At 49.7% G+C, this 21,429-nt stretch carries 21 protein-coding genes and 1 other annotated feature; of the genes, 12 read left to right on the top strand and 9 right to left on the bottom strand.

Annotation, left to right across the window (positions count from 1 at the left end; translation table 11 throughout):
• The first annotated feature begins 30 nt into the window (after window positions 1-30).
• Entirely contained in the window at window positions 31-171 is a 141-nt protein-coding gene (locus B9D94_RS31035) for a hypothetical protein (protein ID WP_164481448.1), read from the top strand.
• A gap of 47 nt (window positions 172-218) precedes the next feature.
• Here B9D94_RS31035 and B9D94_RS17680 read toward each other — a convergent pair whose 3' ends face one another.
• The 8 genes from B9D94_RS17680 to B9D94_RS17645 all read right to left on the bottom strand — a co-directional run bounded on the left by B9D94_RS17680 (window position 219) and on the right by B9D94_RS17645 (window position 8,036).
• Entirely contained in the window at window positions 219-512 is a 294-nt protein-coding gene (locus B9D94_RS17680; RefSeq protein ID WP_036636917.1) for an SdpI family protein, read from the bottom strand.
• A 127-nt stretch (window positions 513-639) separates the two neighbouring features.
• Window positions 640-1,296 (bottom strand): methylthioribulose 1-phosphate dehydratase, encoded by a 657-nt coding sequence (mtnB, locus tag B9D94_RS17675; protein WP_148247627.1) that lies wholly within the window; start codon window positions 1,294-1,296, stop codon window positions 640-642.
• Complete coding sequence (locus B9D94_RS17670) at window positions 1,297-1,977, bottom strand: 2-hydroxy-3-keto-5-methylthiopentenyl-1-phosphate phosphatase (RefSeq protein ID WP_148247626.1); 681 nt, start codon at window positions 1,975-1,977, stop codon at window positions 1,297-1,299. It lies immediately after the preceding gene.
• Window positions 1,974-3,188: a 2,3-diketo-5-methylthiopentyl-1-phosphate enolase gene (locus B9D94_RS17665; protein ID WP_006209545.1), complete on the bottom strand. Its 1,215-nt coding sequence runs from the start codon at window positions 3,186-3,188 to the stop codon at window positions 1,974-1,976. The genes B9D94_RS17670 and B9D94_RS17665 overlap by 4 nt, the downstream gene beginning before the upstream one ends.
• A complete protein-coding gene (gene proC / locus B9D94_RS17660; protein WP_006209546.1) occupies window positions 3,185-4,054 on the bottom strand; it encodes a pyrroline-5-carboxylate reductase in 870 nt (289 codons plus the stop codon). The genes B9D94_RS17665 and proC overlap by 4 nt, the downstream gene beginning before the upstream one ends.
• A 34-nt stretch (window positions 4,055-4,088) precedes the next feature.
• Window positions 4,089-5,336 carry a glutamate-5-semialdehyde dehydrogenase gene (locus B9D94_RS17655; protein ID WP_148247625.1) on the bottom strand — a complete coding sequence of 416 codons (1,248 nt, stop codon included), beginning with the start codon at window positions 5,334-5,336 and terminating at the stop codon, window positions 4,089-4,091.
• Between the two features lie 42 nt (window positions 5,337-5,378).
• A complete protein-coding gene (gene proB, locus B9D94_RS17650; RefSeq protein ID WP_006209548.1) occupies window positions 5,379-6,482 on the bottom strand; it encodes a glutamate 5-kinase in 1,104 nt (367 codons plus the stop codon).
• Window positions 6,483-6,565: 83 nt separating this feature from the next.
• Window positions 6,566-6,779 (bottom strand) — a binding site (T-box leader).
• A 63-nt stretch (window positions 6,780-6,842) separates the two neighbouring features.
• Window positions 6,843-8,036: a pyridoxal phosphate-dependent aminotransferase gene (locus tag B9D94_RS17645; RefSeq protein ID WP_063479204.1), complete on the bottom strand. Its 1,194-nt coding sequence runs from the start codon at window positions 8,034-8,036 to the stop codon at window positions 6,843-6,845.
• Between the two features lie 255 nt (window positions 8,037-8,291).
• Here B9D94_RS17645 and B9D94_RS17640 point away from each other — a divergent pair, with 255 nt between their 5' ends.
• Window positions 8,292-9,104 (top strand): carbon-nitrogen family hydrolase, encoded by an 813-nt coding sequence (locus tag B9D94_RS17640; protein WP_148247623.1) that lies wholly within the window; start codon window positions 8,292-8,294, stop codon window positions 9,102-9,104.
• Between the two features lie 93 nt (window positions 9,105-9,197).
• On the top strand, window positions 9,198-9,383 hold the full coding sequence (locus tag B9D94_RS17635) for a hypothetical protein (protein WP_036636931.1): 186 nt from the start codon (window positions 9,198-9,200) through the stop codon (window positions 9,381-9,383).
• Window positions 9,384-9,504: 121 nt separating this feature from the next.
• Here B9D94_RS17635 and B9D94_RS17630 read toward each other — a convergent pair whose 3' ends face one another.
• Entirely contained in the window at window positions 9,505-10,437 is a 933-nt protein-coding gene (locus tag B9D94_RS17630) for a LysR family transcriptional regulator (RefSeq protein WP_148247622.1), read from the bottom strand.
• A gap of 182 nt (window positions 10,438-10,619) precedes the next feature.
• On the opposite strand from B9D94_RS17630, the gene leuC reads away from it, so the two are divergent.
• The 9 genes from leuC to B9D94_RS17585 all read left to right on the top strand — a co-directional run bounded on the left by leuC (window position 10,620) and on the right by B9D94_RS17585 (window position 21,383).
• Window positions 10,620-12,044: a 3-isopropylmalate dehydratase large subunit gene (gene leuC / locus B9D94_RS17625; RefSeq protein WP_063479788.1), complete on the top strand. Its 1,425-nt coding sequence runs from the start codon at window positions 10,620-10,622 to the stop codon at window positions 12,042-12,044.
• Between the two features lie 20 nt (window positions 12,045-12,064).
• Complete coding sequence (gene leuD / locus B9D94_RS17620; RefSeq protein WP_036636936.1) at window positions 12,065-12,667, top strand: 3-isopropylmalate dehydratase small subunit; 603 nt, start codon at window positions 12,065-12,067, stop codon at window positions 12,665-12,667.
• A 242-nt stretch (window positions 12,668-12,909) separates the two neighbouring features.
• Entirely contained in the window at window positions 12,910-14,349 is a 1,440-nt protein-coding gene (locus B9D94_RS17615) for an N-acetylmuramoyl-L-alanine amidase family protein (RefSeq protein ID WP_148247621.1), read from the top strand.
• Window positions 14,350-14,389: 40 nt separating this feature from the next.
• A complete protein-coding gene (locus B9D94_RS17610; protein WP_148247620.1) occupies window positions 14,390-15,073 on the top strand; it encodes a GerMN domain-containing protein in 684 nt (227 codons plus the stop codon).
• 201 nt (window positions 15,074-15,274) lie between these two features.
• Entirely contained in the window at window positions 15,275-16,660 is a 1,386-nt protein-coding gene (locus tag B9D94_RS17605; RefSeq protein WP_148247619.1) for an N-acetylmuramoyl-L-alanine amidase family protein, read from the top strand.
• A gap of 40 nt (window positions 16,661-16,700) precedes the next feature.
• Complete coding sequence (locus tag B9D94_RS17600; RefSeq protein ID WP_148247618.1) at window positions 16,701-17,285, top strand: GerMN domain-containing protein; 585 nt, start codon at window positions 16,701-16,703, stop codon at window positions 17,283-17,285.
• 78 nt (window positions 17,286-17,363) lie between these two features.
• A complete protein-coding gene (locus B9D94_RS17595) occupies window positions 17,364-20,093 on the top strand; it encodes an S-layer homology domain-containing protein (protein WP_148247617.1) in 2,730 nt (909 codons plus the stop codon).
• 85 nt (window positions 20,094-20,178) lie between these two features.
• On the top strand, window positions 20,179-20,865 hold the full coding sequence (nth, locus tag B9D94_RS17590; RefSeq protein ID WP_006209563.1) for an endonuclease III: 687 nt from the start codon (window positions 20,179-20,181) through the stop codon (window positions 20,863-20,865).
• A gap of 236 nt (window positions 20,866-21,101) precedes the next feature.
• The gene (locus B9D94_RS17585) at window positions 21,102-21,383 is read left to right on the top strand and encodes a hypothetical protein (RefSeq protein WP_006209564.1); all 282 of its coding nucleotides are present in this window, start codon (window positions 21,102-21,104) and stop codon (window positions 21,381-21,383) included.
• The last annotated feature ends 46 nt before the right edge of the window (window positions 21,384-21,429 follow it).

Below are 21,429 nucleotides of genomic sequence, written 5' to 3'. Positions count from 1 at the left end.
ATAATTGAATAAGGCGTGGAGGGAGATATCGTGGCTAAGAATTTGTATTATCTGTTGTATATTGCTTTGTTTGTTGTAACCTGTTTGTTTATCGCGAATACGTATTCAACGCCTGAGCAGGTACCTATACCTGCCCTCTCTTTAACGGAGCATGATCAGAATCGGCTATAATCCATATAAGGACATAAAGTAAAACATCTAAAACGATCTGGATCGTTTTAGATGTTTTTTAGTTTTCGTTCAACCAGAATATAGATCAAGATAAAGACGATGAAAGTTGCGATACCGGTGGTTAAGAAATGGCCTGTAAGCCTGGCGATCAGCAGAAGGATGACACCGAACACCATCAGCAGCAGGCTGACGTAGGCATTGGCTGCTTTGAAGTTCCGTTCATTTTTAAGCGATGATGTGGTTTTATAAGCGTAAAAACTCTTGGAACTTTTAGGTGGAAGAAGAAAGAGGACCAACCCGTACAGAATAAACACAATGCCAATAGATAAGCTTTCAAGCACCTCTACACGCTCCTCGGAAAAAATAGCGCCGGATGCACCCTGCAAACAGGTCGAGACAGGGTGCAAGCCACATGTCAAAGCGGCTGATCCCGGCTTGTTGAAGTTCTAATGGTGTTACTTGGTTGATTTATTTAGTACTGGCAGCATTGAGAAGAAGACGCCGATACGAGTATTCGAATATAAACTCGAACGCCTCCAGGTGTTTTTTCGCCTCGAAGGCATTTTTTCCCCAAGCATAAATGCCGTGGTTGCGCAGCAAAATGCCGGGTACCGCAGGGTCAAGCGCATCTGGAACCAATTCGGCAATCCGCGGGATGTCGGCATAGTTCGGAAGGACAGGAATGCGAATCGCTGCATCTTCATCCCAGATGTTAAAGGCTTTGATCAGCTCGATTCCTTGAGCAGGTACATAACCTTGTTCACCATACCAGTCACTGATTAGATTGTTATCGATGGTGTGCACATGGAAAATGGCACCGCAGCCGGTCTTGCGATAAATCTCGCAGTGGATCAAGGTCTCCGCGCTAGGTTTTAAACCCGTTGCCTCACTTGGCGCACCGTCCTGATCCACGAATAAATAATCCTCTGGCGTATGTACGGACTTGTCCTTTCCGCTGGCGGTTACTGCAAAATAAAATTGTTCTGGCGAAAACTCGCCAACGCGTACCGAAAGATTACCGCTGGTGCCGGGGAACCAGCTTCTTGCAGCAAACAGCGCCTTGATTTCTTTAAGATCATGCAGCGCCGCCTGTTTCTGTTCAAGCGGGATATCTGAAAATGCCATTTACAGCGCCTCCTGTTTAAACTTGTTTCTCATGTCATCCTGGATATCGGTAAATGTCTCAAACGGCACATGATGCACACCCAGCTTCCTGCACTGCTCGGTGAGCGTGGAACGGGAATAGATAAGATCGGCCTGCTTCGCGCCTTCGAAATCGGTAAGGCTGTCACCGATCAGGATCCGGTAATACTGATCAGCAGGGAATCGTTCCATTACGGTTACCTTGCACATGCCGCAGTCGTTGCGGCAAAATCCCTTGCAAGGATGGGGCCAGGTAATTTCAATGCGATCCCCTTCGAAATTCGAACCGTTGCAGAATATATGGTCGGCAGGGATGCCAAAAGGCTTCAGCAGCGGATCCACAAAGAAATCGATCCCCCCGCTGGTAACAAAAAACTCGATTTGTTCGGCTTCCAAATAGTCAAGGAATGCTCCGAATCCTTCGCGAATGCCTGCATGCTGAAGGACGAAATCCGTGATTTCGTCTCTCATGGAGGAAGGGAAGAGGGCGAACATGCGGCCCACGCCTTCCCGAATGGAGATGGAACGGTCAAGTGTATCCTGCATGACAGCTTCATAACCTTCCGGCTTGAAATGCTTCATAATGGCTACAATGTTGTCGTTATTTGTAATGGTTCCGTCAAAGTCGCAAAAAATAATCGGCTGTTTCTCTCCTGATGTCATACTTCTCCTCCCCAGATGTCCAGTGCGGCTTTCAGTTCCTCGTGTTCTTCGGCATAGTGGGCGAGCGGCACGGATTTCATCGTTGCCTCAATGGCTTGTACAAAGGCTTTGCCGCCCGCTTCGGTTCCCATCGGATGGCCGTGGATCCCGCCGCCAGCGTTGACAACCACATCGGTGCCGAAGTCCCGGATGATGCGCGGAACAAGTCCCGGATGAATTCCGGCAGACGGTACGGGCATGCTGCGCTTCACACGGAGTTTGGCACTATGCAGTTCGTCGCGGATGGCCAGATTCTCTTCTCTTGGCATCGTTACGGATCCGTAAGGAGAAGGGAAGAGCACCAGATCTGCTCCCGCTATCCGCATCAGCTGACCCAGCAGTACCGGAGCCGCTATCCCGTAGTAAGGAGACGGGTAAATCGCACCGGCAAGGGCAGGATGCGCCGCGATGGGGACCGTGATATCCGGATCGCTGCTTAGCTCGTGCAGAACATCATATCCGTACGACAGCACATTGAAGAGCAGGGCATTTGCGCCGGCATCGATGGCGCGTAGTGCTTGCTCCCGCAGCTTCGAGGTTCGGCCTGTCAAATTGGCTGCGTACAGCAGTTTTTTACCTGTCTGCTGTTCGATATCAGCAGCGGCCTGAATGCACATGCGTACGCGTTGTTCGATCGGGGTCAGATCGTTCTCAAACAGGATTTCATCATCCTTGATCAGATCTACGCCCCCGAGTGCCTGACGGATGAATTGGGCTCTAAGCTCGTCCGCATTCAGTCCGATAACCGACTTGAAAATGCTCATCAGCAGCGGACGGTCGTGAACACCGAGAATATCGCGAATTCCGTCGATGCCGAACTTCGGTCCCGGAAATGCGCTAAGAAAGTCGGGAGACAAGTCCAGAGCGGTCAGCTTGATGCGCCCGTCCATGGAAATTTTGCCAAAGACGGTCACAAGCAGGGCGGGAATATCGCGGCTAAAATTAATATCGGGATACGCAATGCTGACATCCGCATAGCGGCTGCCTGGCTCCCAGCCCTCGTTAACCTGAATATCGACGACTTCTCCCAGATGCTTCTGCATCGCTTCGCGCTTGGCCTGCGGCAGTTCGGTCCAGCTGCCAACCGTCATGCCAACGGCAATGGAAGTCGCTTTTTTACGAAAATCCGCCTGATCGTCGTAGATACGGTAAGTTGCGATGCATTGGCTCATGAGATTTGCTCCTTCAGCATGGCGCCCATTTCTTTGGAACGCTCGGCGCAGCGGTTTACAGCGGCAATGACGGTTTCAAAAAAGTCTCCTTGATCGAGTGTCTCCAAGGCGGCTTGCGTGGAACCGTTCGGTGACGTAATCTTCGCACGTAGCGATGACGGCTGCTCTCCGGTCTGTTGGACCATCCGGGCGGCGCCCAGGATCGTTTGCAGCGTCAATTCGCGGCTCTGCTCCGGTGACAGGCCGCCTCGAATGCCGGCTGCCGTCATGGCTTCCATCATATAATAGAAATAAGCCGGACCACTGCCGGAAATACCGGTCAGGATATCCATCTTCTCTTCTTCAATAACGGTCACATTCCCTACAGCCTCGAACAGGGTAAGCACGAGCTGTCGTTGTTCTTCGCTGATTTCCTTCGAGAACGCAATTCCTGTGGAACCGAGTCCGATGGAGGCGGAAGTATTCGGCATTGTTCTTGCAATGGGCTGTTGGTTTCCAAGCAATGTTTGCGTGGTGTAGATGGACAGCCCGGCAATCACGGAGATGATCAATTGATCACTGGAGAGCTTCGGACCAAGCTCTTTCAGTGCTTTAGCTGCATCCTTCGGTTTCATCGCCAGCACGATTACCGGGGACGTCTTGAGAATTTCGATTTTGGCGGCATCGTCATTGTTGATCTGGACACCGTAACGCTCGCTCAGTTCCTGAAGACGATGGGCGTTGCTTCGATTCAACATCGTAATATTCTCGGGAAGCACGACGGAACGGCTCACTAAGCCACGTACAATCGCTTCTGCCATCGAGCCTGCGCCGTAAAAGGTAATTGCTTTATCTATTAAAGGGCGGTTCTGTGGGGATTGGCACATCGTTGTTTCCTCCTTCATGGATAAATTGAATGATTTATTCGCGTATTTGACCACTACCGATAATAACATATTTGGAGGAAGTAAGCGCGGGCAGTCCCATAGGTCCACGGGCATGCAGCTTCTGGGTGCTGATGCCGATCTCGGCGCCAAAGCCAAATTCAAAGCCATCGGTGAAGCGGGTCGATGCGTTATGATAGACAGCCGCTGCGTCGATTTCCTGCAAGAAACGACTGGCATGATCTTCATTCTCCGTAACGATGCATTCTGAATGCTTCGTACCATAATTTGAGATGTGCTCGATGGCCTCATCCAGATGGTCCACAATTTTGATGTTCAAAATATAGTCGTTATACTCCGTTGCATAGTCCTCGGACGAAGCCAAGGCTGCCCAAGGCGCAAAGGATAGTGTACGCTGGCATCCACGCAGTTCGACATTCCGTTCCTGAAACTCCTCCGCAAGGGCGGTCAGGTGCAGCTTGGCGTAATCGGCATGGACAAGCAAGGTTTCCATGGAATTGCAGACCGAAGGACGCTGCACCTTGGCATTGATACTAATCGCAGCAGCCATGTCCGGCTGTGCTGTGGCATCCAGGTAGGTATGGCAGATTCCGGCGCCGGTTTCGATGACCGGCACCGTGGCGTTCATGACAACGTTCTGGATCAGGGAGCTGCCGCCGCGCGGGATAATGACATCCAGCAGTCCGTTCAGCTTCAGCATTTCATCCACGGAGGAGCGGTTCGGATCTTCGATAAGCTGAAGAGCTTCCTTAGGCAGTGCCGTGCCCTCCATGGCTTCATGAAGCACTTCGATCATTTTGCGGTTGGAGGAAAGCGCAGACGAGCCGCCGCGCAGCACGACTGCATTGCCTGTCTTCAAGCATAGCCCGGCTGCATCCACCGTCACGTTCGGACGTGCTTCATATATAATGCCTATGACCCCGATCGGAACACGTTTCTTCACGATACTCAGCCCGTTCGGGCGGTCAATGCTTTCCAAGGTATCGCCGATCGGGTCCGGCAGCTCGACGATCTGGCGCAATCCTTCGGCAATCCCCTCAATGCGGGATTCATTCAGAGCCAAGCGGTCCAGCAGGGAGGCAGAGGTGCCGAGCTCCTTGCCGCGGCGAAGATCCTCCGCATTTGCTTCGATAATATCGACCGTCTGCCGGATCAAAGCGTCTGCCATGATAAGCAGAGCCTGGTTTTTCTCCTCCGTGTTCAGCCTGCCGATACGGAGCGCGGCATTTTTGGCTAACTGGGCCTTGTTTCGTACCTCACTCATGATGATTCCTCCTTATTGACATATATAGTGATGGTGAGCTGACTATTTTAGCGTGATCCATTCGTCGCGGTGAATGACCTCCAGGCGATGGACTTCGCCGATGATTCCGATCACTTGACTGCTCGGTAAACCGAGCACGGCCTGGAGCTGGTCCTCGTCATAATTCACGATTCCCCTGCCGAGCCTCTCGTTGCCAATGTTCACAACCTCCACAACATCCCCGGCATGGAAACTGCCCTCGATCCGTTTCACGCCAACCGGTAGAAGGCTGTTGCCCCCGTGAATCAACGCTTTCTCCGCACCCGGATCGACTACGATCCGGCCTAGCGGCGAGGACATAAAGCCGAGCCACTGTTTTTTCATGGGAAGAGATGAGAGATGTGTGGCAAAATAGGTTCCCTTGCCTGTATGCTCCAATGCCTTCAGCAGATCGCCGGTTTCGTTGGCTTTGCCGATGAAGACGGGAACGCCGCCGCGGGTTGCGATTTTGGCCGCATCGATTTTGGAACGCATGCCGCCTGTGCCTACGCTGGAGCCCGCTCCACCAGCCATGCTGTAAATCTCCTCGGTAATTTCATGAATTTCCTCGTATTTGGTTGCATCCGGCGATTTACGGGGATCCGCCGTGTATAATCCGTCCGTGTCGGTCAGAATGATAAGCTGCTGCGCCCGGACAAGATTGGCTACAAGTGCGGATAACGTATCGTTATCACCAAACTTCAGCTCGTCAATCGACACGGTGTCGTTCTCGTTGATGATCGGAATGACTCCCTGCTTCAAAAGCTCGGTGATGGTCATGTTGGCATTATTCATGCGTTTGCGGTTCGCGAAGTCCGTTCTGGTCAACAGAATTTGCGCAGCTTTCAGCTGATGATCGGCCAGCGCATTCTGATAAGCCCGCATCAGCAGTGCCTGACCCAGAGCGGCTGCCGCTTGCTTCTCGTGCAATTGCCGCGGCCTCGTTTCATAACCGATATCCCGGAACCCGGCGGCTACGGCTCCAGATGTAACGAGCAGAACTTCATGACCAGCACTTCGCAGCGCAGAGAGTTCACCCGCAAAAAAAGCAATGGAGTCCAGGTTCAATCCACCTTCATCTGTTGTAAGGGAACTGCTTCCGATTTTTACGACGATGCGAGAGAGCATCGTGATCACTTCCTTGTATTTATGATAGTGGCTGCAGCTGCTTGAATCCAAAATGGATAATAAAAAAACTTTCGTCCTGTATGAAAAAGGACGAAAGTTTAACTTCCGCGGTACCACCTTTGTTGATGAGCGCAGCTCATCCGGCTTTAGCCCTGTAACAGAAGGCACTGTCCTGGCAAGCCAGGCCGCTCGGGGGTAGGATTCGGAAAGGAGGTCACGGCAAATTCTTTCAGCCCATGGAATTTGCTCTCTTTATCGTACCGTATGCTTTCGTACTGGTCCCGTCTTCGCGTTTGAAACTGCATTCGATTGTTACTGCAAGAATAGCACATCGTTTTTGTTTTTTCAAAAGGAAATAGGCTAGCCGAACAGGTTAAGCTTGCCAATGCGGTAAGCGGCTTCCCGCATTCTGTCTTCGCTGCTCAACAGGCCAACGCGGACATACCCCTCACCATGGTCTCCAAAGCCGACGCCAGGCGCAACCGCTACCTTGGCTTCCTCCAGCAGCAAGTCGGCAAAGGCTACCGACGTATAGCCTTTCGGAACGGGCAGCCAGCTGAAGAAGGAACCCGGCGGTTTCTGGGCTGCCCAGCCGATTTCCGCAAGGGCGCCATAGAAGGCGTCCCGTCTTGATTCGTAACGGGCTACAAGCTGCTCGACGCAGTTTTGCGATGAGGTAAGGGCTGTAGCCGCTGCTGCCTGGATGCCGCCAAACAGGCTGACATAGATATGATCCTGCATCTGGTTGATCAGTGAAATAATCTTCATGTTCCCCAGGGCAAAGCCGACTCGCCATCCGGCCATGTTGTAGGTCTTGGAGAGCGTGTAGAATTCTACGCCAACTTCTTTGGCGCCTTCTGCCTGCAAAAAGCTGACCGGACGCTTGCCATCAAATCCAATGGCACCATAGGCAAAATCACTGGCAACCGCAATGCCGTGTTCTGCGGCAAAAGCCACCGTATCCTCGTAGAACGATAATGGTGCAACCGCGGATGTTGGATTATTGGGATAATTCAAAAACATGAGTTTCGCCTTTTCCCTGTCTGCAGGTGTTATTGCATCATAATCAGGCAGAAACTGATGGTCTTCGGTTAACGGCATGAATGTCATCTGCGCCCTGGCCAGTGCTACGCCCGACCAGTAATCCGGGTAACCGGGGTCCGGGACAAGGCAAACATCGCCCGGATTAAGCAGGATTTGCGGTAGCTGCACGAGCCCGGTTTTTCCTCCAAACAGAATCGCTACCTCGGTTTCCGGATCCAGGTCCACGTTATAGTCCTCCTTGTACCGGTGCGCAATGGCTTCCTTCAGGAAGGAGAAGCCGGTAAAAGGCGAATATTTGTGGAACTGCGGATTGTCCGACGCTTCCTTAAGACTGGATACGATATGTGGCGGTGTGGGTTGATCGGGATTCCCTTGGCCGAGATTAATCACATCGTGTCCTAACGCAACCTGGCGGTTTACCTTGGAGACCAAGGTGGCGAAAAATTGCGTAGGCAGCTGGGACATGATCTCAGCCGGCTCTATATGGAAATCTTTTAATTTTCTGTTCATCGCAGGTTCATCACTCCGTTATCTATTTACGCTCGAATCGATTGGGGTCTTGAAAACAATTAGGATTAATTTAACACGATTTATCAGGGGTGTATAGAGGGAAATGGGGCTCGGGTGTTGCAGTTGTTGGGCTGAGGAGGCTATGATGAGGACATATAGCATCGGATGAATCAAAAAAACGAAGCAAGATCCATGTTGAAAAACAAGATCCGGCTTCCCCGACATGATTCATTCCGACTAACAGGAGGTTGCAAGATGACGGAAACAGCCAAGGCTCAGTTACATATTGCGCTTATACAAGCGAATATTGAGATAGGTAACGTAAATGCCAATATGAATAACATGCTGGAATTGATGGAGAAGGCCGCGTCCGCCAATACGAAGCCGGATGTGATCGTGCTGCCGGAGATGTGGAACACAGGGTACGCGCTCGACCGGATTCAAGAGCTGGCCGATCCCATGGGACAAGAAACTTCATCCATGCTGAGCGATTTCGCGCGGAGGCATCGGATTCAAGTGGTTGGCGGATCTGTAGCTGAAAGCGTGGACAATGAAATCTATAACAGCATGTATGTGTTCAATCGGAACGGGGAGCAGGTCGCTAAATATTCCAAAATCCATCTGTTTCGCCTGATGGACGAAGAGAAGCATTTGCAAGCAGGCCAGCATACCGTAGCCTTTGATCTGGATGGAATCAAGGCAGGCGCGTCTATATGTTACGATATCCGGTTTCCGGAACTATCACGAACTCTTGCCCTAGGCGGCGCTCAAGTGCTGTTTGTGCCCGCGGAGTGGCCTCATCCGCGCCTGCATCACTGGAGAACCCTGCTTATGGCAAGAGCGATCGAGAATCAAATGTACGTGGTTGCCTGCAATCGTGTAGGAACCAGCGGCGATACGGACTTCTTCGGACACTCCATGATAATCGATCCTTGGGGCGAGGTCATTGCGGAAGGGGATGAGCAGGAAAGCATTCTGACTGGTACGCTTGATCGTAATCTCCCGGATGAAGTGAGAGGGCGGATACCGGTGTTTGAGGATCGTCGTCCGAATTTGTACTTTCAATAGCCTGCTCTATGATCTCTCCTCTAAAAATGTAAGTTTCATCTGTGCAGAGGCGGGTATACTATGGGTAATCCGTCTGAGAGGAGGCTTGGAATCATGGCAGAGAACAACCCATTCGACAGCCGAAACAATGAGCAGGAAGAAGAACAGAAAGAGCAGTTCCGCAGCTTTGTTGAAAACGTAGCCGGTGGAAGCAATGGAAAAAACGAATCGATTCAGGATCAGTCTCGCACCGCAGATGAACAGAATCGAATGATTGACAAGCATAACCTGCGCAAATAGACGATTACACATGATGGGACTTCCGGTCTTTCATTGATTGTAAAAAAAGAGGCTCTGCCTGGTCATGGGGTCAGTCCCGTCCCTCATTGACCACGTACAGAGCCTCTTTTTTGTTACGGCATCATTTATCCTTAACGCTTGTAACCACAAGGTTGTCCATGACCTGCTTGAAGGTGTCGATAAACGCATCCGCCGCTTTGGACAAATAGCGGCCGTGGCGATAGGCCACAACCAGTGTGCGACTCGGAACCGGCTCGGCGAGCGGCAGGTATACCGGAATAAACTCGCTTCGTTTTGCCCGGGCGATAAATCGAGGCACCAGCGTTACTCCCATTCCGGTAGCAACAAGAGATTGGAGAGTCTCGATGTTGCTGCTCTCAAACACGATATTCGGCTCAAAACCGGCTTCCCGGCATAGATCCAGGGTAAGCTTTCGGAAGCCCTGGCCTTTCTTGAGCACGACGAAGGCTTCATCGCGGATTTCATCCAATGTGATCGGCCTGACAGGATCAGAGGCTGCCCGCTGGGCAAGCGGGTGCTGCGGAGGCACGGCCAAATCGATCATTTCCTCACCGATGGGAACCCAGGACAGCGACGGTTCGGAGAGCGGAAGCGCAAGCAGGCTGAGGTCGGCTTTGCCGCTGGCGGTAAGCTTCTCCAGATTCATGGAGGAATCCTCCAGGAGGGTGATTTCAATATCGGGGTAGCCCTGTTTAAATGCAGGCAGGACCCTTGGCAGCAGATGAGAACCTGTAATCGGCATGCTGCCAACGACGACTTTGCCTTTGCGGAGCTGGGAAATGTCCGACATTTCCTGCTTCAGCTGCTCGACGGCATCCATAATCTTCTGGGCATGCTCAACGAAGCTGGCACCGGCATGGGTAAGCTCAACGTTGCTCGTATTGCGCTGGAACAGCAGAACGCCGAGCTCCTTCTCCAGCTTGGAGAGCTGCTGGCTAAGTGAAGGCTGCGCGATATGAAGTTTCTCGGCTGCGCGCGAGAAGTTTTTATCGGCTGCGATTTGCAGCGTATATTGCAGTTGTCTAAGTTCCATAAATATATCACTCCGTTATAGCTGAATCCTATTACATCTATAGATATTATATCTTGGATCAATGAAGAAGGAAATGTTATATTACTATCAACGTAAAGATGATGCGTTGCAGGTCTTCCTTTTTAAGAAGAATGCAAGTATTGATCTTCCATATGAACGTAATGAACAATGGGGTGATAATGATGAGTAAAAAGACAATGTTCGAAAAGATTTGGGATAACCACGTTATTCATCAGGAAGAAGGCAAGCCGGGTATTTTGTACATCGACCTGCATTTGGTGCATGAGGTGACTTCGCCGCAAGCATTTGAAGGTCTGCGTCTTAGCGGCCGCAAGGTTCGACGTCCTGAATTGACGTTTGCGACGATGGACCACAACGTTCCAACTAAGGATCGCTTCAACATTACGGATCCGATCTCGAAGCAGCAAATCGATACCCTGACCAAGAACTGTCAGGATTTCGGCGTTACCTTGTACGATCTGGATACGATTGATCAAGGCGTTGTGCACGTTATGGGCCCAGAGCTGGGACTGACTCATCCAGGTAAAACCATTGTATGCGGTGACAGCCATACCTCCACCCACGGTGCGTTTGGTGCGCTTGCGTTCGGTATCGGTACGAGCGAGGTTGAGCATGTCATGGCAACCCAATGCTTGCAGCAGGCAAAAGCAAAGACGATGGAAGTGCGTTTTGTCGGTCATCGCAATCCGGGTGTAACGGCGAAGGACATGATCCTCGGCGTTATCGCGAAGTACGGAACGGATTTTGCAACAGGCTATGTTATTGAGTATACAGGGGAAGCTATTCGCGAGTTGTCGATGGAAGAGCGCATGACCGTGTGCAACATGTCCATCGAGGGCGGAGCAAGAGCGGGCATGATCGCTCCGGACGAGACGACATTCGAATACTTGCGCGGACGTCAATATGTACCTCAAGGCGAAGCTTATGATGCTGCGGTAGCCACATGGAAGGAACTTGTGACAGATGAAGGCGCCGAGTTTGATGTGGTTGTTGAATTCGATGTTGAAACGCTGATCCCTCAAGTAACCTGGGGAACGAGCCCCGGAATGGGTACGGACATTTCTTCGGCGGTTCCAAACCCGGCGGATTTCAAGACCGAGAATGAGCGCAAGGCTGCCGAGAAGGCTCTTGAGTACATGGACCTTGTTCCGGGGACGCCCATCTCAGAGATTCCGATTGATTATGTCTTTATCGGTTCTTGCACGAACGGACGCATTGAGGACTTGCGTGCTGCCGCATCTGTTGCAAAAGGCCATAAAGTCTCCAGCAATGTGACAGCTATCGTTGTACCAGGATCGGGCCGAGTGAAGATTCAGGCGGAAAAAGAAGGCCTCGATAAGATTTTTGTTGAAGCCGGATTTGAATGGCGTGAAGCAGGCTGCAGCATGTGTCTTGCGATGAACCCGGATGTTCTTAAGCCTGGACAACGCTGCGCCTCCACGTCCAACCGTAACTTCGAAGGACGTCAAGGTCGTGGCGGCAGAACGCATCTCGTATCGCCGGCAATGGCAGCAGCGGCTGCAGTTAAAGGACGCTTCGTGGATGTACGTGACTGGAACTTTGCAGCAGAAGAAGTTGTGAGCTAAGAAGGACGGAGGAGAAATATATGCAAGCATTTACGAAACTAAACGGTATTGTCGCACCCGTGGACCGGGTGAATGTAGATACAGACGCCATTATTCCTAAGCAGTTTTTGAAACGGATCGAACGAACAGGGTTTGGCCAGTATTTGTTTTACGAATGGCGTTTTGACGAGGCGGGAGGCAATATCGACAGCTTCTCGCTGAATCAGCCCCGTTATCAGGGATCCACCGTTCTAATCTCCCGCGCCAACTTTGGCTGCGGATCTTCCCGCGAACATGCACCTTGGGCCATCCTGGACTACGGTTTCCGTGTTGTCATCGCTCCATCGTTTGCGGATATTTTCTACAATAACTGCTTTAAGAACGGGATCCTGCCGATCAAACTGTCGGAGGAGCAAGTCGAGGAATTGTTTCAGCGTACAGATGCCACGGAAGGCTATAAACTGAACGTAGATCTGGAGAGCAAAACGATTACCGATGAACAAGGACTTCATATTGACTTTGATCTTGACGAGCATCGCCGCCAATTCCTGCTTCAGGGCTTGGATGACATCGGTTTGACGCTGCAGCATGAGAGTGCAATTGAAGCCTATGAGAAGAAGCATGGGGACCGTCTGTTCGCTTAATCTAGCTAATGACTCTACAAAAGGTTACAAGATTATTAAACTTCCATTTCCTGTGTAGGAAATGGAAGTTTTTTTTGGTATTATGGAATTAATATGCAGCGGTTATGATGGGAACCAACGTTTTATGTCAGTATTTGTCCGGCTGGACCTGGGCCGGAATGCTGATTTACATACTTTTAGCATTTCTCTTTTTTGCTTCATTTGCTTTTCAAATTCAATCATGGGATGATCGAGGTGGATTCATGAAGAAGTTAGGGTTTGTAATGGTGTTAATAGTCTTCTTGCTGGCGTTTCCAAGGACTGGTGAAGCCAGTTCTTCAAGCGCAACTATTTTTCTTGACGGGCAACAATTGAATTTGTCTTCGGGCGTCCAAGTAGCCAATATGAAGGGTAATGTGATGATTCCGATACGCGTAGTGTCAGAGAATCTCGGCTTCAAGGTGGGATGGGAGAAAGCCAGTCAAACCGTAACAGTTGAGAATAGCCAGAAGACGGTTCGTATGGTGGTAGGCAGCCCGCAAGCAGAGCTGAACGGCGCACCGGTAGATTTGAATTTGGCACCCGTACTGAATGGGCAGACTACACTTGTGCCGCTTCGGTTTGTAAGTGAGCAGATGGGTCTTGATGTGAAATGGGACAACCAGACCAAAGCGGTATTCCTGTCTAGTTCCATTCCGCCGGTCTCCGAAGTGGAGATTGATCCTGGCTACGAGAACAATACAGGAAACGAGACGCCACCACCTGTTGAATCGAGTAACCAGCCAGCGATGACGGGGCTTAGCTTTAGCGACAACCGATTAATGATTGCTACAGAGGGTGGTGCCATAGCACCGAATGTGTTCAGTGTAACCGGACCAGATCGGATTGTTATCGATCTTCCGAACACGGTATTCTCCGCTTCATTTTTGGCTGGACATGCCGTGAACGTCCAAAGCGGCGGCAATATGGCCGTCACAGACTCCCCTGACGTGACCAACATACGATATGCACTCTTCAGCGATAATCCTTCGACCGTGCGCATCGTTCTGGATCTGACAGGACCTAAAAACTATGAGGTAACCAATGAATCGGGCATCATCATGGTTGATCTGAACGCTGAGGGGGATATCCTGGTACCGCCTGTGCCTCCTGTCAACAGTAACGGCAAGAAGATTGTTGTTATTGATGCCGGCCATGGTGGAATCAAGCCTGGATCGATCAGCCCTTCAGGAAGGACGGAAAAAGCATTTAATCTGGACGTTTCCCTCAAGGTCGAAGCATTGCTGAAAAAGGAGAAAAATATCCATGTGGTGATGACTCGCAGCGATGACTCACACCTTGAGCTTAGTGATCGCGTTAAAATTGCTAATAATTTGAAAGCTGATATATTTGTATCCATTCACGGAAACAGCAACCCGTCCAGCAGTCCAAATGGTACTGAGACGTATTATACGAGAGATTCAAGCAAATCTTTGGCGAATGTGATCCATAAACATCTGGCAAAAGCGACGGGTCTTAAAGATCGAGGAGTTAAATACAGCAGTCTTCATGTTACAAGAGAAACAACAATGCCGGCTGTCCTGCTTGAGGTTGGATTCTTAAGCAACAAGGGTGACGAAGCCCAGTTGTTTAATGACGATTTTCAAAATCGTGTTGCACAAGGCATTGTAGCGGGTATTAAAGAATATCTTAAAGTACAATAACTTGTACAGGATTTGATGAACTTAGAGGGGGACAAAAACGATGAACAAAAAATATTGGATGACAGGATTGCTGGCGCTTCTGCTTGCGTTTAGCGCCGGCTGTGGACAGAAGCCGGCTGCAGCCCCCGCCGACACAAGTCCGGAGTCTTCATCAGGACAAGCGCAAACGCCTCAGGAGGATCCTGATCATGCGGCAACTGGTGATCTTAACGAAGCAGCGCAAACCGTAAACGCAAGCGAGGGGACAACTAATCCGCCGCAGAATACGGCTGGTGAAGGTACTGGCACCCCAGCCGATACGAAGGACGTGAATGCGACGGAGACTCAAGCCAAGAAGGCCAATATTAAACTCTATTATACGGATCCGGAAATCATCGATTTGAAAGAAGCCAGCAAAGAGATTACGTATTCGAATGAAGAGGATAAGTATACAAAAGCCTTTGAAGGACTTCAAAAGAGCAGCGATGCGGAACTGAATCCGTTGTGGTCAGAGCAGATCACTCTGAATTCACTCAAGTTTGACAAGGGGGCGTTGACGCTGGACATTACCAAGCCGGCCGAGGCTAACCTCGGAGCGGGGGGAGAAATGTTTGCGCTTGATGCCTTACGGAAAACCTTCTTTCAGTTCGATGAAGTGAAATCCCTTGAACTTCTGGTTGATGGCAATCAGACGGAAAGTTTGATGGGGCATGTAGAGCTTGAACATCCGATGACTCGAAACTAGTTACAAAGAACTAACGATAAGTTTCATATGAAGGTCCAAACACCTATTTCGATTTTTGAAATAGGTGTTTTTATGGTAAAAAGGGAACAATTTCGCAACTTTCATTCAGACTCGGCGTCTATAGGTTGTCAGGTAATGTCGGACAGGCCGAGTGCAGAAACGCCAATCTATGGCAAAATAATAGGATGGTAGGGGTGAAGGATGAAGAAGTTCGGTTTTTTAATGTTTCTGGTTGTCATCATGATTGCGTTTCCTAAAATGGCGGATGCGAGTTCGTACAGCGCAAAAATTTACCTGGATGGTCAACAAATCAATCTGTCATCTGGCGTGAAGGTGGAGAACAACAACGGCACAGTCATGGTTCCGATCCGTGTCATTTCCGAAAATCTCGGATATAACGTGAATTGGAACAAGGCAAGTCAGACGGTCACTGTCCAAGACGGCTCACAAAAAGTAACGATGGTAATTGGGAGCCAGAATGCTGACATCAACGGCCAGCGTGTACAAATGGCCAAAGCACCCGTTCTGCGCGGCGGAACAACGCTGGTTCCGATCCGTTTCATAAGTGAGCAGATGGGACTTGAGGTTAGATGGGACAACGCCCAGAAGGCAGTCTATCTTACTTCATCCAACGGCGGGAGTAATCCTGGTGAACAACCTGGAGGGAACACGTCGACGGTGGATGGCCTCAGCTTTAGTGAGAACAGGCTGATGGTTGCCGTTACAGGGAATGCCAAACCGAATGTGTCTAAATTGAGCAATCCGGATCGTATCGTCATTGATATGGAGAATACGATTTTCTCGGATACATTCAGCAGCAACGCCAGTTTTAATGATGCAACAAAGAGCGGTCAATTGACGGTTTCGGGATACCCGGATGTGAAAATGGTCCGCTACTCCTTGTATAACAGCAATCCGATGACTGTGCGCATCGTTATTGATCTGAACTCCGCCAAAAATTACACCGTATCAGGCCCAGAGAACGGATCAGGCCTGTTCATTGTCGATCTGAACACAACTACGAACCCTACACCGGATCCGGGTACGGGCGGCAAGAAACTCGTGGTTATCGATGCGGGTCATGGAGACCACGATCCGGGTGCAATCGGTGTAACCAAGAAGAAGGAAAAAGATTTCAATCTTGCGGTGGCGTTAAAAGTTGAGAAGTTGTTGGCCAAAGAAAAAAATATCCAAGTTGTCATGACTCGCAGTAACGATACTTTCCTCGAGCTGAAGGATCGCGCGAAGATTGCGAACGATCTGAAGGCAGATGTTTTCATATCGATACATGCTAATAGTGGCCCTTCCACTGCAAGCGGAACCGAAACGTATTATTACAATGAATCTGACAAAGCGCTGGCGAATGCGCTCCACAAAGAGATCGTTCAAGCCATGGGCTTAAAAGACCGTGGAGTGAAATATGGCAATTTCCATGTCATTCGTGAAACGAAAATGCCGGGTGCTCTGTTGGAGGTAGGATTCCTGAGCAACAAAACCGATGAGAGCAAGCTGTTTGATCCCGCGACGCAGGATCGCGTAGCTGCGGCTATTGTCAGAGGCATTAAAAATTATTTGAAGGTTGATTAACGATACGATAGTTATCGTGATTTGCAGGAGGTGGCTACTTTTGAATAAAAAAATATGGTCAGTTGGATTATTGGCAGCCGTCATGCTGGTTGGAGCAGGCTGTGGAGAGAAACCGGGCGCAGCACCGGACGATACACCGGGGCAAGTTACGCCTGCACCTGATGATCAAACAGGACAAGGGAACGGCGGAGTTTCCAATGGATCGGGTGGCGGTAATGAAACGACCACACCGGATGCGAAAACAGAGAGCATCAAAGCCTACTATACCGACCCTGAATTGATGGAGTTGGTTGAAGGCACCGCGGATATTTCATATAAAGAAGCCAATGAAAAATACGAAGCGGCATACAAGGCTCTCCAAAAAAGTGATAACGCCGAAATGATTCCCTTGTGGGAGAAAATCGAGCTGAATTCGGTGAAGTTCGAAAACGGGGCTTTGACGATCGACGTTACGGTTCCTGATGAAGCCAACTTGGGAGCAGGAGGAGAGTCATTTGCTGTCGATGCGATCAAGAAAACCTTTTTCCAATTCGACGAAGTCAAATCACTTCAGCTTCTGGTAGATGGTCAGCAGGCCGAATCGTTGATGGGGCATGTCGATTTGGAAAATCCTATGACTCGGTAATGATGGTTGAAGGAGATCACGTTCTGCTGTCGAATATTAGTATATGATGAAGCAGTAGTTATTGAGAGGGGAAAGAAAATGGTACTTAGACACAGCAAACATGTTCATTCCAAAAAAGTGGTCTCCGCCGTCATGGCCGGACTTATAGCATTCGGAGGCGGGCCTTCGATCGTCTCGGCAGATGAAGAAACGGCAAACGCACCAACAGCAAATGCAGCCCAATCAGCCATTAATGTATTCAGTGATGTTAGTGCCGGTTACTGGGGAGAGAAGTACATTTATCAATTGGCGGCACAAGGGATCGTAACCGGGAATAACGGAAAATTCCGTCCGAATGATCCCGTAACACAGCAGGAAGCTGTAACGATGGCGATCCGGTTTTTAAACATGCAGAATCAATTAAGCAGCGGTGCTGCGACATTACCGACAAATATTAAAGTGAATGACTATTTTACGAAATATGTTGAACTGGCTTTTCAGCAAAACCTGCTCGACAAGCAAAAGGAATCCGGTTATACGGATCAGAAAGTCATTTGGGGCGCGCAGAAAGCATCCCGCGAATGGATAACCGAAGTGCTTGTCCGTTCCATTGGACGTACCACGGAGGCCAATGCAGCCAAAAATAAAGCGACAGGCTTTGCGGATAACGCCAAAATAACCCCGGACCGTCTGGGCTATGTTAATGTAGCGGTTGAGCTGGGGCTTGCCAAAGGGCTCGCCGGCAACAAGTTCGATCCGCAGGGGGCTGTGACTCGTGCCCAGCTTGCAACGTTCTTCAGCCGGGCACAAGCCTACATTACGACCAATTATGAGAATCAATACAAAGGCTCCATTGCTTCTCTTGAGAACGGTAAATTGGAGCTGTATGCGGATGGCAAGCTGAATTCGTTCAAGCTGGATGCTTCCACGGCATACTTTGCATCCGATTCCGAGAAGAGATTGCAATTCTCAGATATCAATCCGTATACACAAGCCGTGGTGGTTGTTAATAACGGTACGGCTGCCTATGTAGAAATTACGGACGCAACCCAACAGGTGGAGCGGTTCGACCGCACCTATGCAAGGTTGTCGCCCAACAACGTGATTTGGCTGGATACAGGCAGTACCTTTGAGGAGCTAAGCTACGAAACGACTACCGTATTCCTGGATCAGAACGGCAACAAAATTGATCCGAAAACATTGGCAGCAGGCAGCCTGCTTACCATTGAGCGTGAAACCTACAGTCCGCAGAAGAAAATCGTGGCTATTCGCGTGAAGAGCGGCCTGGTTAACAAGGCTGGAGCAGGCGTAGTTCAGAACGTTGACACGGCAAACAAAAAAGTAACGCTCAAGGATAGCACCGGTTATGAGGATTCGTTCACGTGGGATGATGCAACGGTGATTCGTTACCAGAATCAAATCCTGACGCCGGCTGAGCTGAAAACGGGTTTCACCGTGAACTTCACCGTGAAAAACAGCATCTTGCAATCGCTCGAGGTTACGCAAAGCGTCGATCGAACCGTGCAAGCGACATTGTATTCCGTTGAAGATAACGGAAAGACCATCACCTACAAGCGCAGCGGAAGCACACAGCTCGAAACGAAGTTCTTGGCGGAGAAGCCTGAGATCATTATGAGCGGCGTAGTAAAGCCGGTGTTGTCCGATTTGTTGGCTGATTCGGTATCCGGCGATCAAGTGACACTTACCATCAATGGTGAGGAGAGAATCACCAAGATCGAAGTGACCGGGCGTCAGATGGAGCAACTGGACGCGGTCACCATTGTAAACTATGATTCGAAGACGCATTGGCTGACGGTCAAGGATGCCAACAACCAGCCTAGAGTCATTATCCTGGATGACAAGACAAAGCTGGAATCTAGCAACGGAACGACGCTTGACAAAGTGGAGCCGCTGCTTGGCGCAGGGCGCAAAGTGAGTGTGACCTTGATTGGAACCCGCGCGCTGTCATTAGAAGTGGTTTACAAAGTTGAAGGCAAAATCAGCAGTATCAACACGTCCAAGAAAATCATTTCCATTCTGTCTGCGAATGGCAAAGTGGAAGAGATACCATATAACAGTGCTCTGATTGTGGATATCTTCGGAAAATCGAATGCGTCCCTGGCCGATGTACGTGTGGGTGACGAAGTGTCGGCCCAGTTGTCAACCAACCAGGACTACTTGCAGAGCTTAAAGCTCAAAACTTCGGCTCAATTTGAGGTTGTCTTTACGGAGCCTTCGAAGAACCGAATTCGTGTAAAATCGGGGGGGACTACAAGCGATATTTATACCGACAAGGCTACCTTGACGGGAGACAGTGGACAAGCGATCCTGCTTGCAGATCTGCGTCCCGGAACACTTGTTAATATCACACTTCAAGGTACAACGGCCGTTGCCGTTGCCGAAGTCAAATTGACCCTTGGTGAAGTTACGGGTATAGATACTTCCGGTAATATGCTGACAGTGAAGGATCATTCCGGCAACACTCAGACACTGGGTGTAAGCGGCGGTGTAAAAGTTGTTAAGAATGGTTCTACGGCAACGAATTTGAGCACGTTGGTCTCCGGCGATCGCGTAGAGATCCGCAAGGACATTCAAGGCGTCACCATCGTGAACGTCATGGAGAAACTTGAACGTGCATTCTGGCTGGCGAACAACTCGGAAATTCAAGTGAAGCGTAAATCGATTAACGATAATTTCCGGTATGCATTATCTGATAAAGTATTTGTTCATCAAGGTGACACTACTTTGTCCGTGCAATCCCTCAAGGAAAATGATAATATTGTACTGTACTTAAACAACGGTGTCGTTGTAGAGATCGTAAAACAGTAGATTATCTACTTGGGATTGCTCGAGAAACACCGTCTTGATGCGGGGATTTCCGCATCAAGATTTTTTTTTGCGGGAGGGAATTCATATGAATGCGGCAACGGTGCGGCATATTCTGGATACGATGGAGAGCATGTTCCCAGATGCACATTGCGAGCTGGTTCACAGCAATGCGTTTGAGCTGACCATCGCCGTGCTGCTATCCGCGCAGTGCACGGATGAAACGGTGAATAAAGTGACCAAGGATCTGTTTCAGAAATACAAAACACCTTTGGATTATGTATCTGTCCCGATTGAGGAACTTGAACAGGATATTAGACGGATCGGCTTGTATCGCAACAAGGCCAAACATATTCAGAATCTGTGCAGTATTCTGATCGAGCAGTATGGCGGTGAGGTACCGGAAGCTCATGATGAGCTGGTCAAATTACCGGGCGTAGGACGTAAGACAGCCAACGTCGTGGTCTCCAATGCTTTTGGTGTACCTGCTATTGCGGTTGATACGCATGTGGAAAGGGTATCCAAGCGTCTGGGACTGGCCGGCTGGAAAGATTCCGTGCTGGAAGTGGAGAAAAAGCTGATGAAGCGGGTGCCGCGTGAGGAATGGACGCTGACACATCATCGCATTATTTTTTTCGGAAGGTATCACTGTAAAGCCCAAAATCCGCAATGTCAGGTGTGCCCTCTGCTGGATGTTTGCCGCGAAGGAAAGAAGCGTATGAAAACCTCAGCAGTCAGGAAGAATAAGGAACAAACGAAAATCAGCAAGAAATAGACAAAAAAGAAGTTCAGCCGATTCGGTGTGATGAACGCCTTCGAACTGCCAGCGAAGCAGACGAGATCTTTAAGTTAGAATATATCGCTCGCCTTTGTCTCCGGATTTCTATCTCAGCCCCAAAAGCGAATGGAAATCTGGAAATAACAGTGAACGGGATTGACTTCTTCGCAAATCGGGAGAGGACGGCAACCTGAATCAGCATGAGCCAAATTTAAAAGAGGATGGGATTACACATGAAATGCATCTCTGTTTACACCGACAATTTTGAATTGTTCTCGGATATTTTTGAACATGTGGTGGAGAGCCAAAGCCAACTGAGCGAAAACGAAGAACAAGAAGTTGAAGGTGTTACGTTCAGCCACTCCGGGGATGCTCCGGAGCATTATTTGGAGCGTATGTCGCAAAAGCCGGAAGTGGTTGTTATGCGCGATAAATCACGCGGTCTGACTATTCTTCAGCACGGGAATGTATTTGAAATTTTGATTCCGGCCGAAGAAAATACCGTTGTATCTTAAGAGCTTCCCATTTTAATGTTTTAAAATATTGGATATCCTGGCACTA

The organism is Paenibacillus sp. Cedars, assembly GCF_003184205.1.
In the GTDB taxonomy this organism is placed as follows: Bacteria; Bacillota; Bacilli; order Paenibacillales; family Paenibacillaceae; genus Paenibacillus_AQ; species Paenibacillus_AQ glucanolyticus.
The sequence above is the reverse complement of the archived record's forward strand: the minus strand, read 5'-3'. Positions and strand labels throughout refer to the sequence as shown.

What these genes read in the sequence shown, in the direction of transcription:
- B9D94_RS17635 (WP_036636931.1), top strand. Translation starts at nt 9,198, where the DNA reads ATGGCAGAGAACAACCCATTCGACAGCCGAAACAATGAGCAGGAAGAA.
- B9D94_RS17605 (WP_148247619.1), top strand. Translation starts at nt 15,275, where the DNA reads ATGAAGAAGTTCGGTTTTTTAATGTTTCTGGTTGTCATCATGATTGCG.
- leuC (WP_063479788.1), top strand. Translation starts at nt 10,620, where the DNA reads ATGAGTAAAAAGACAATGTTCGAAAAGATTTGGGATAACCACGTTATT.
- B9D94_RS17665 (WP_006209545.1), bottom strand. Translation starts at nt 3,188, where the DNA reads ATGAGCCAATGCATCGCAACTTACCGTATCTACGACGATCAGGCGGAT.
- mtnB (WP_148247627.1), bottom strand. Translation starts at nt 1,296, where the DNA reads ATGGCATTTTCAGATATCCCGCTTGAACAGAAACAGGCGGCGCTGCAT.
- B9D94_RS17640 (WP_148247623.1), top strand. Translation starts at nt 8,292, where the DNA reads ATGACGGAAACAGCCAAGGCTCAGTTACATATTGCGCTTATACAAGCG.
- proB (WP_006209548.1), bottom strand. Translation starts at nt 6,482, where the DNA reads ATGCTCTCTCGCATCGTCGTAAAAATCGGAAGCAGTTCCCTTACAACA.
- B9D94_RS17595 (WP_148247617.1), top strand. Translation starts at nt 17,364, where the DNA reads ATGGTACTTAGACACAGCAAACATGTTCATTCCAAAAAAGTGGTCTCC.
- leuD (WP_036636936.1), top strand. Translation starts at nt 12,065, where the DNA reads ATGCAAGCATTTACGAAACTAAACGGTATTGTCGCACCCGTGGACCGG.
- proC (WP_006209546.1), bottom strand. Translation starts at nt 4,054, where the DNA reads ATGTGCCAATCCCCACAGAACCGCCCTTTAATAGATAAAGCAATTACC.
- B9D94_RS17630 (WP_148247622.1), bottom strand. Translation starts at nt 10,437, where the DNA reads ATGGAACTTAGACAACTGCAATATACGCTGCAAATCGCAGCCGATAAA.
- nth (WP_006209563.1), top strand. Translation starts at nt 20,179, where the DNA reads ATGAATGCGGCAACGGTGCGGCATATTCTGGATACGATGGAGAGCATG.
- B9D94_RS17655 (WP_148247625.1), bottom strand. Translation starts at nt 5,336, where the DNA reads ATGAGTGAGGTACGAAACAAGGCCCAGTTAGCCAAAAATGCCGCGCTC.
- B9D94_RS17610 (WP_148247620.1), top strand. Translation starts at nt 14,390, where the DNA reads ATGAACAAAAAATATTGGATGACAGGATTGCTGGCGCTTCTGCTTGCG.
- B9D94_RS17615 (WP_148247621.1), top strand. Translation starts at nt 12,910, where the DNA reads ATGAAGAAGTTAGGGTTTGTAATGGTGTTAATAGTCTTCTTGCTGGCG.
- B9D94_RS17585 (WP_006209564.1), top strand. Translation starts at nt 21,102, where the DNA reads ATGAAATGCATCTCTGTTTACACCGACAATTTTGAATTGTTCTCGGAT.
- B9D94_RS17670 (WP_148247626.1), bottom strand. Translation starts at nt 1,977, where the DNA reads ATGACATCAGGAGAGAAACAGCCGATTATTTTTTGCGACTTTGACGGA.
- B9D94_RS17645 (WP_063479204.1), bottom strand. Translation starts at nt 8,036, where the DNA reads ATGAACAGAAAATTAAAAGATTTCCATATAGAGCCGGCTGAGATCATG.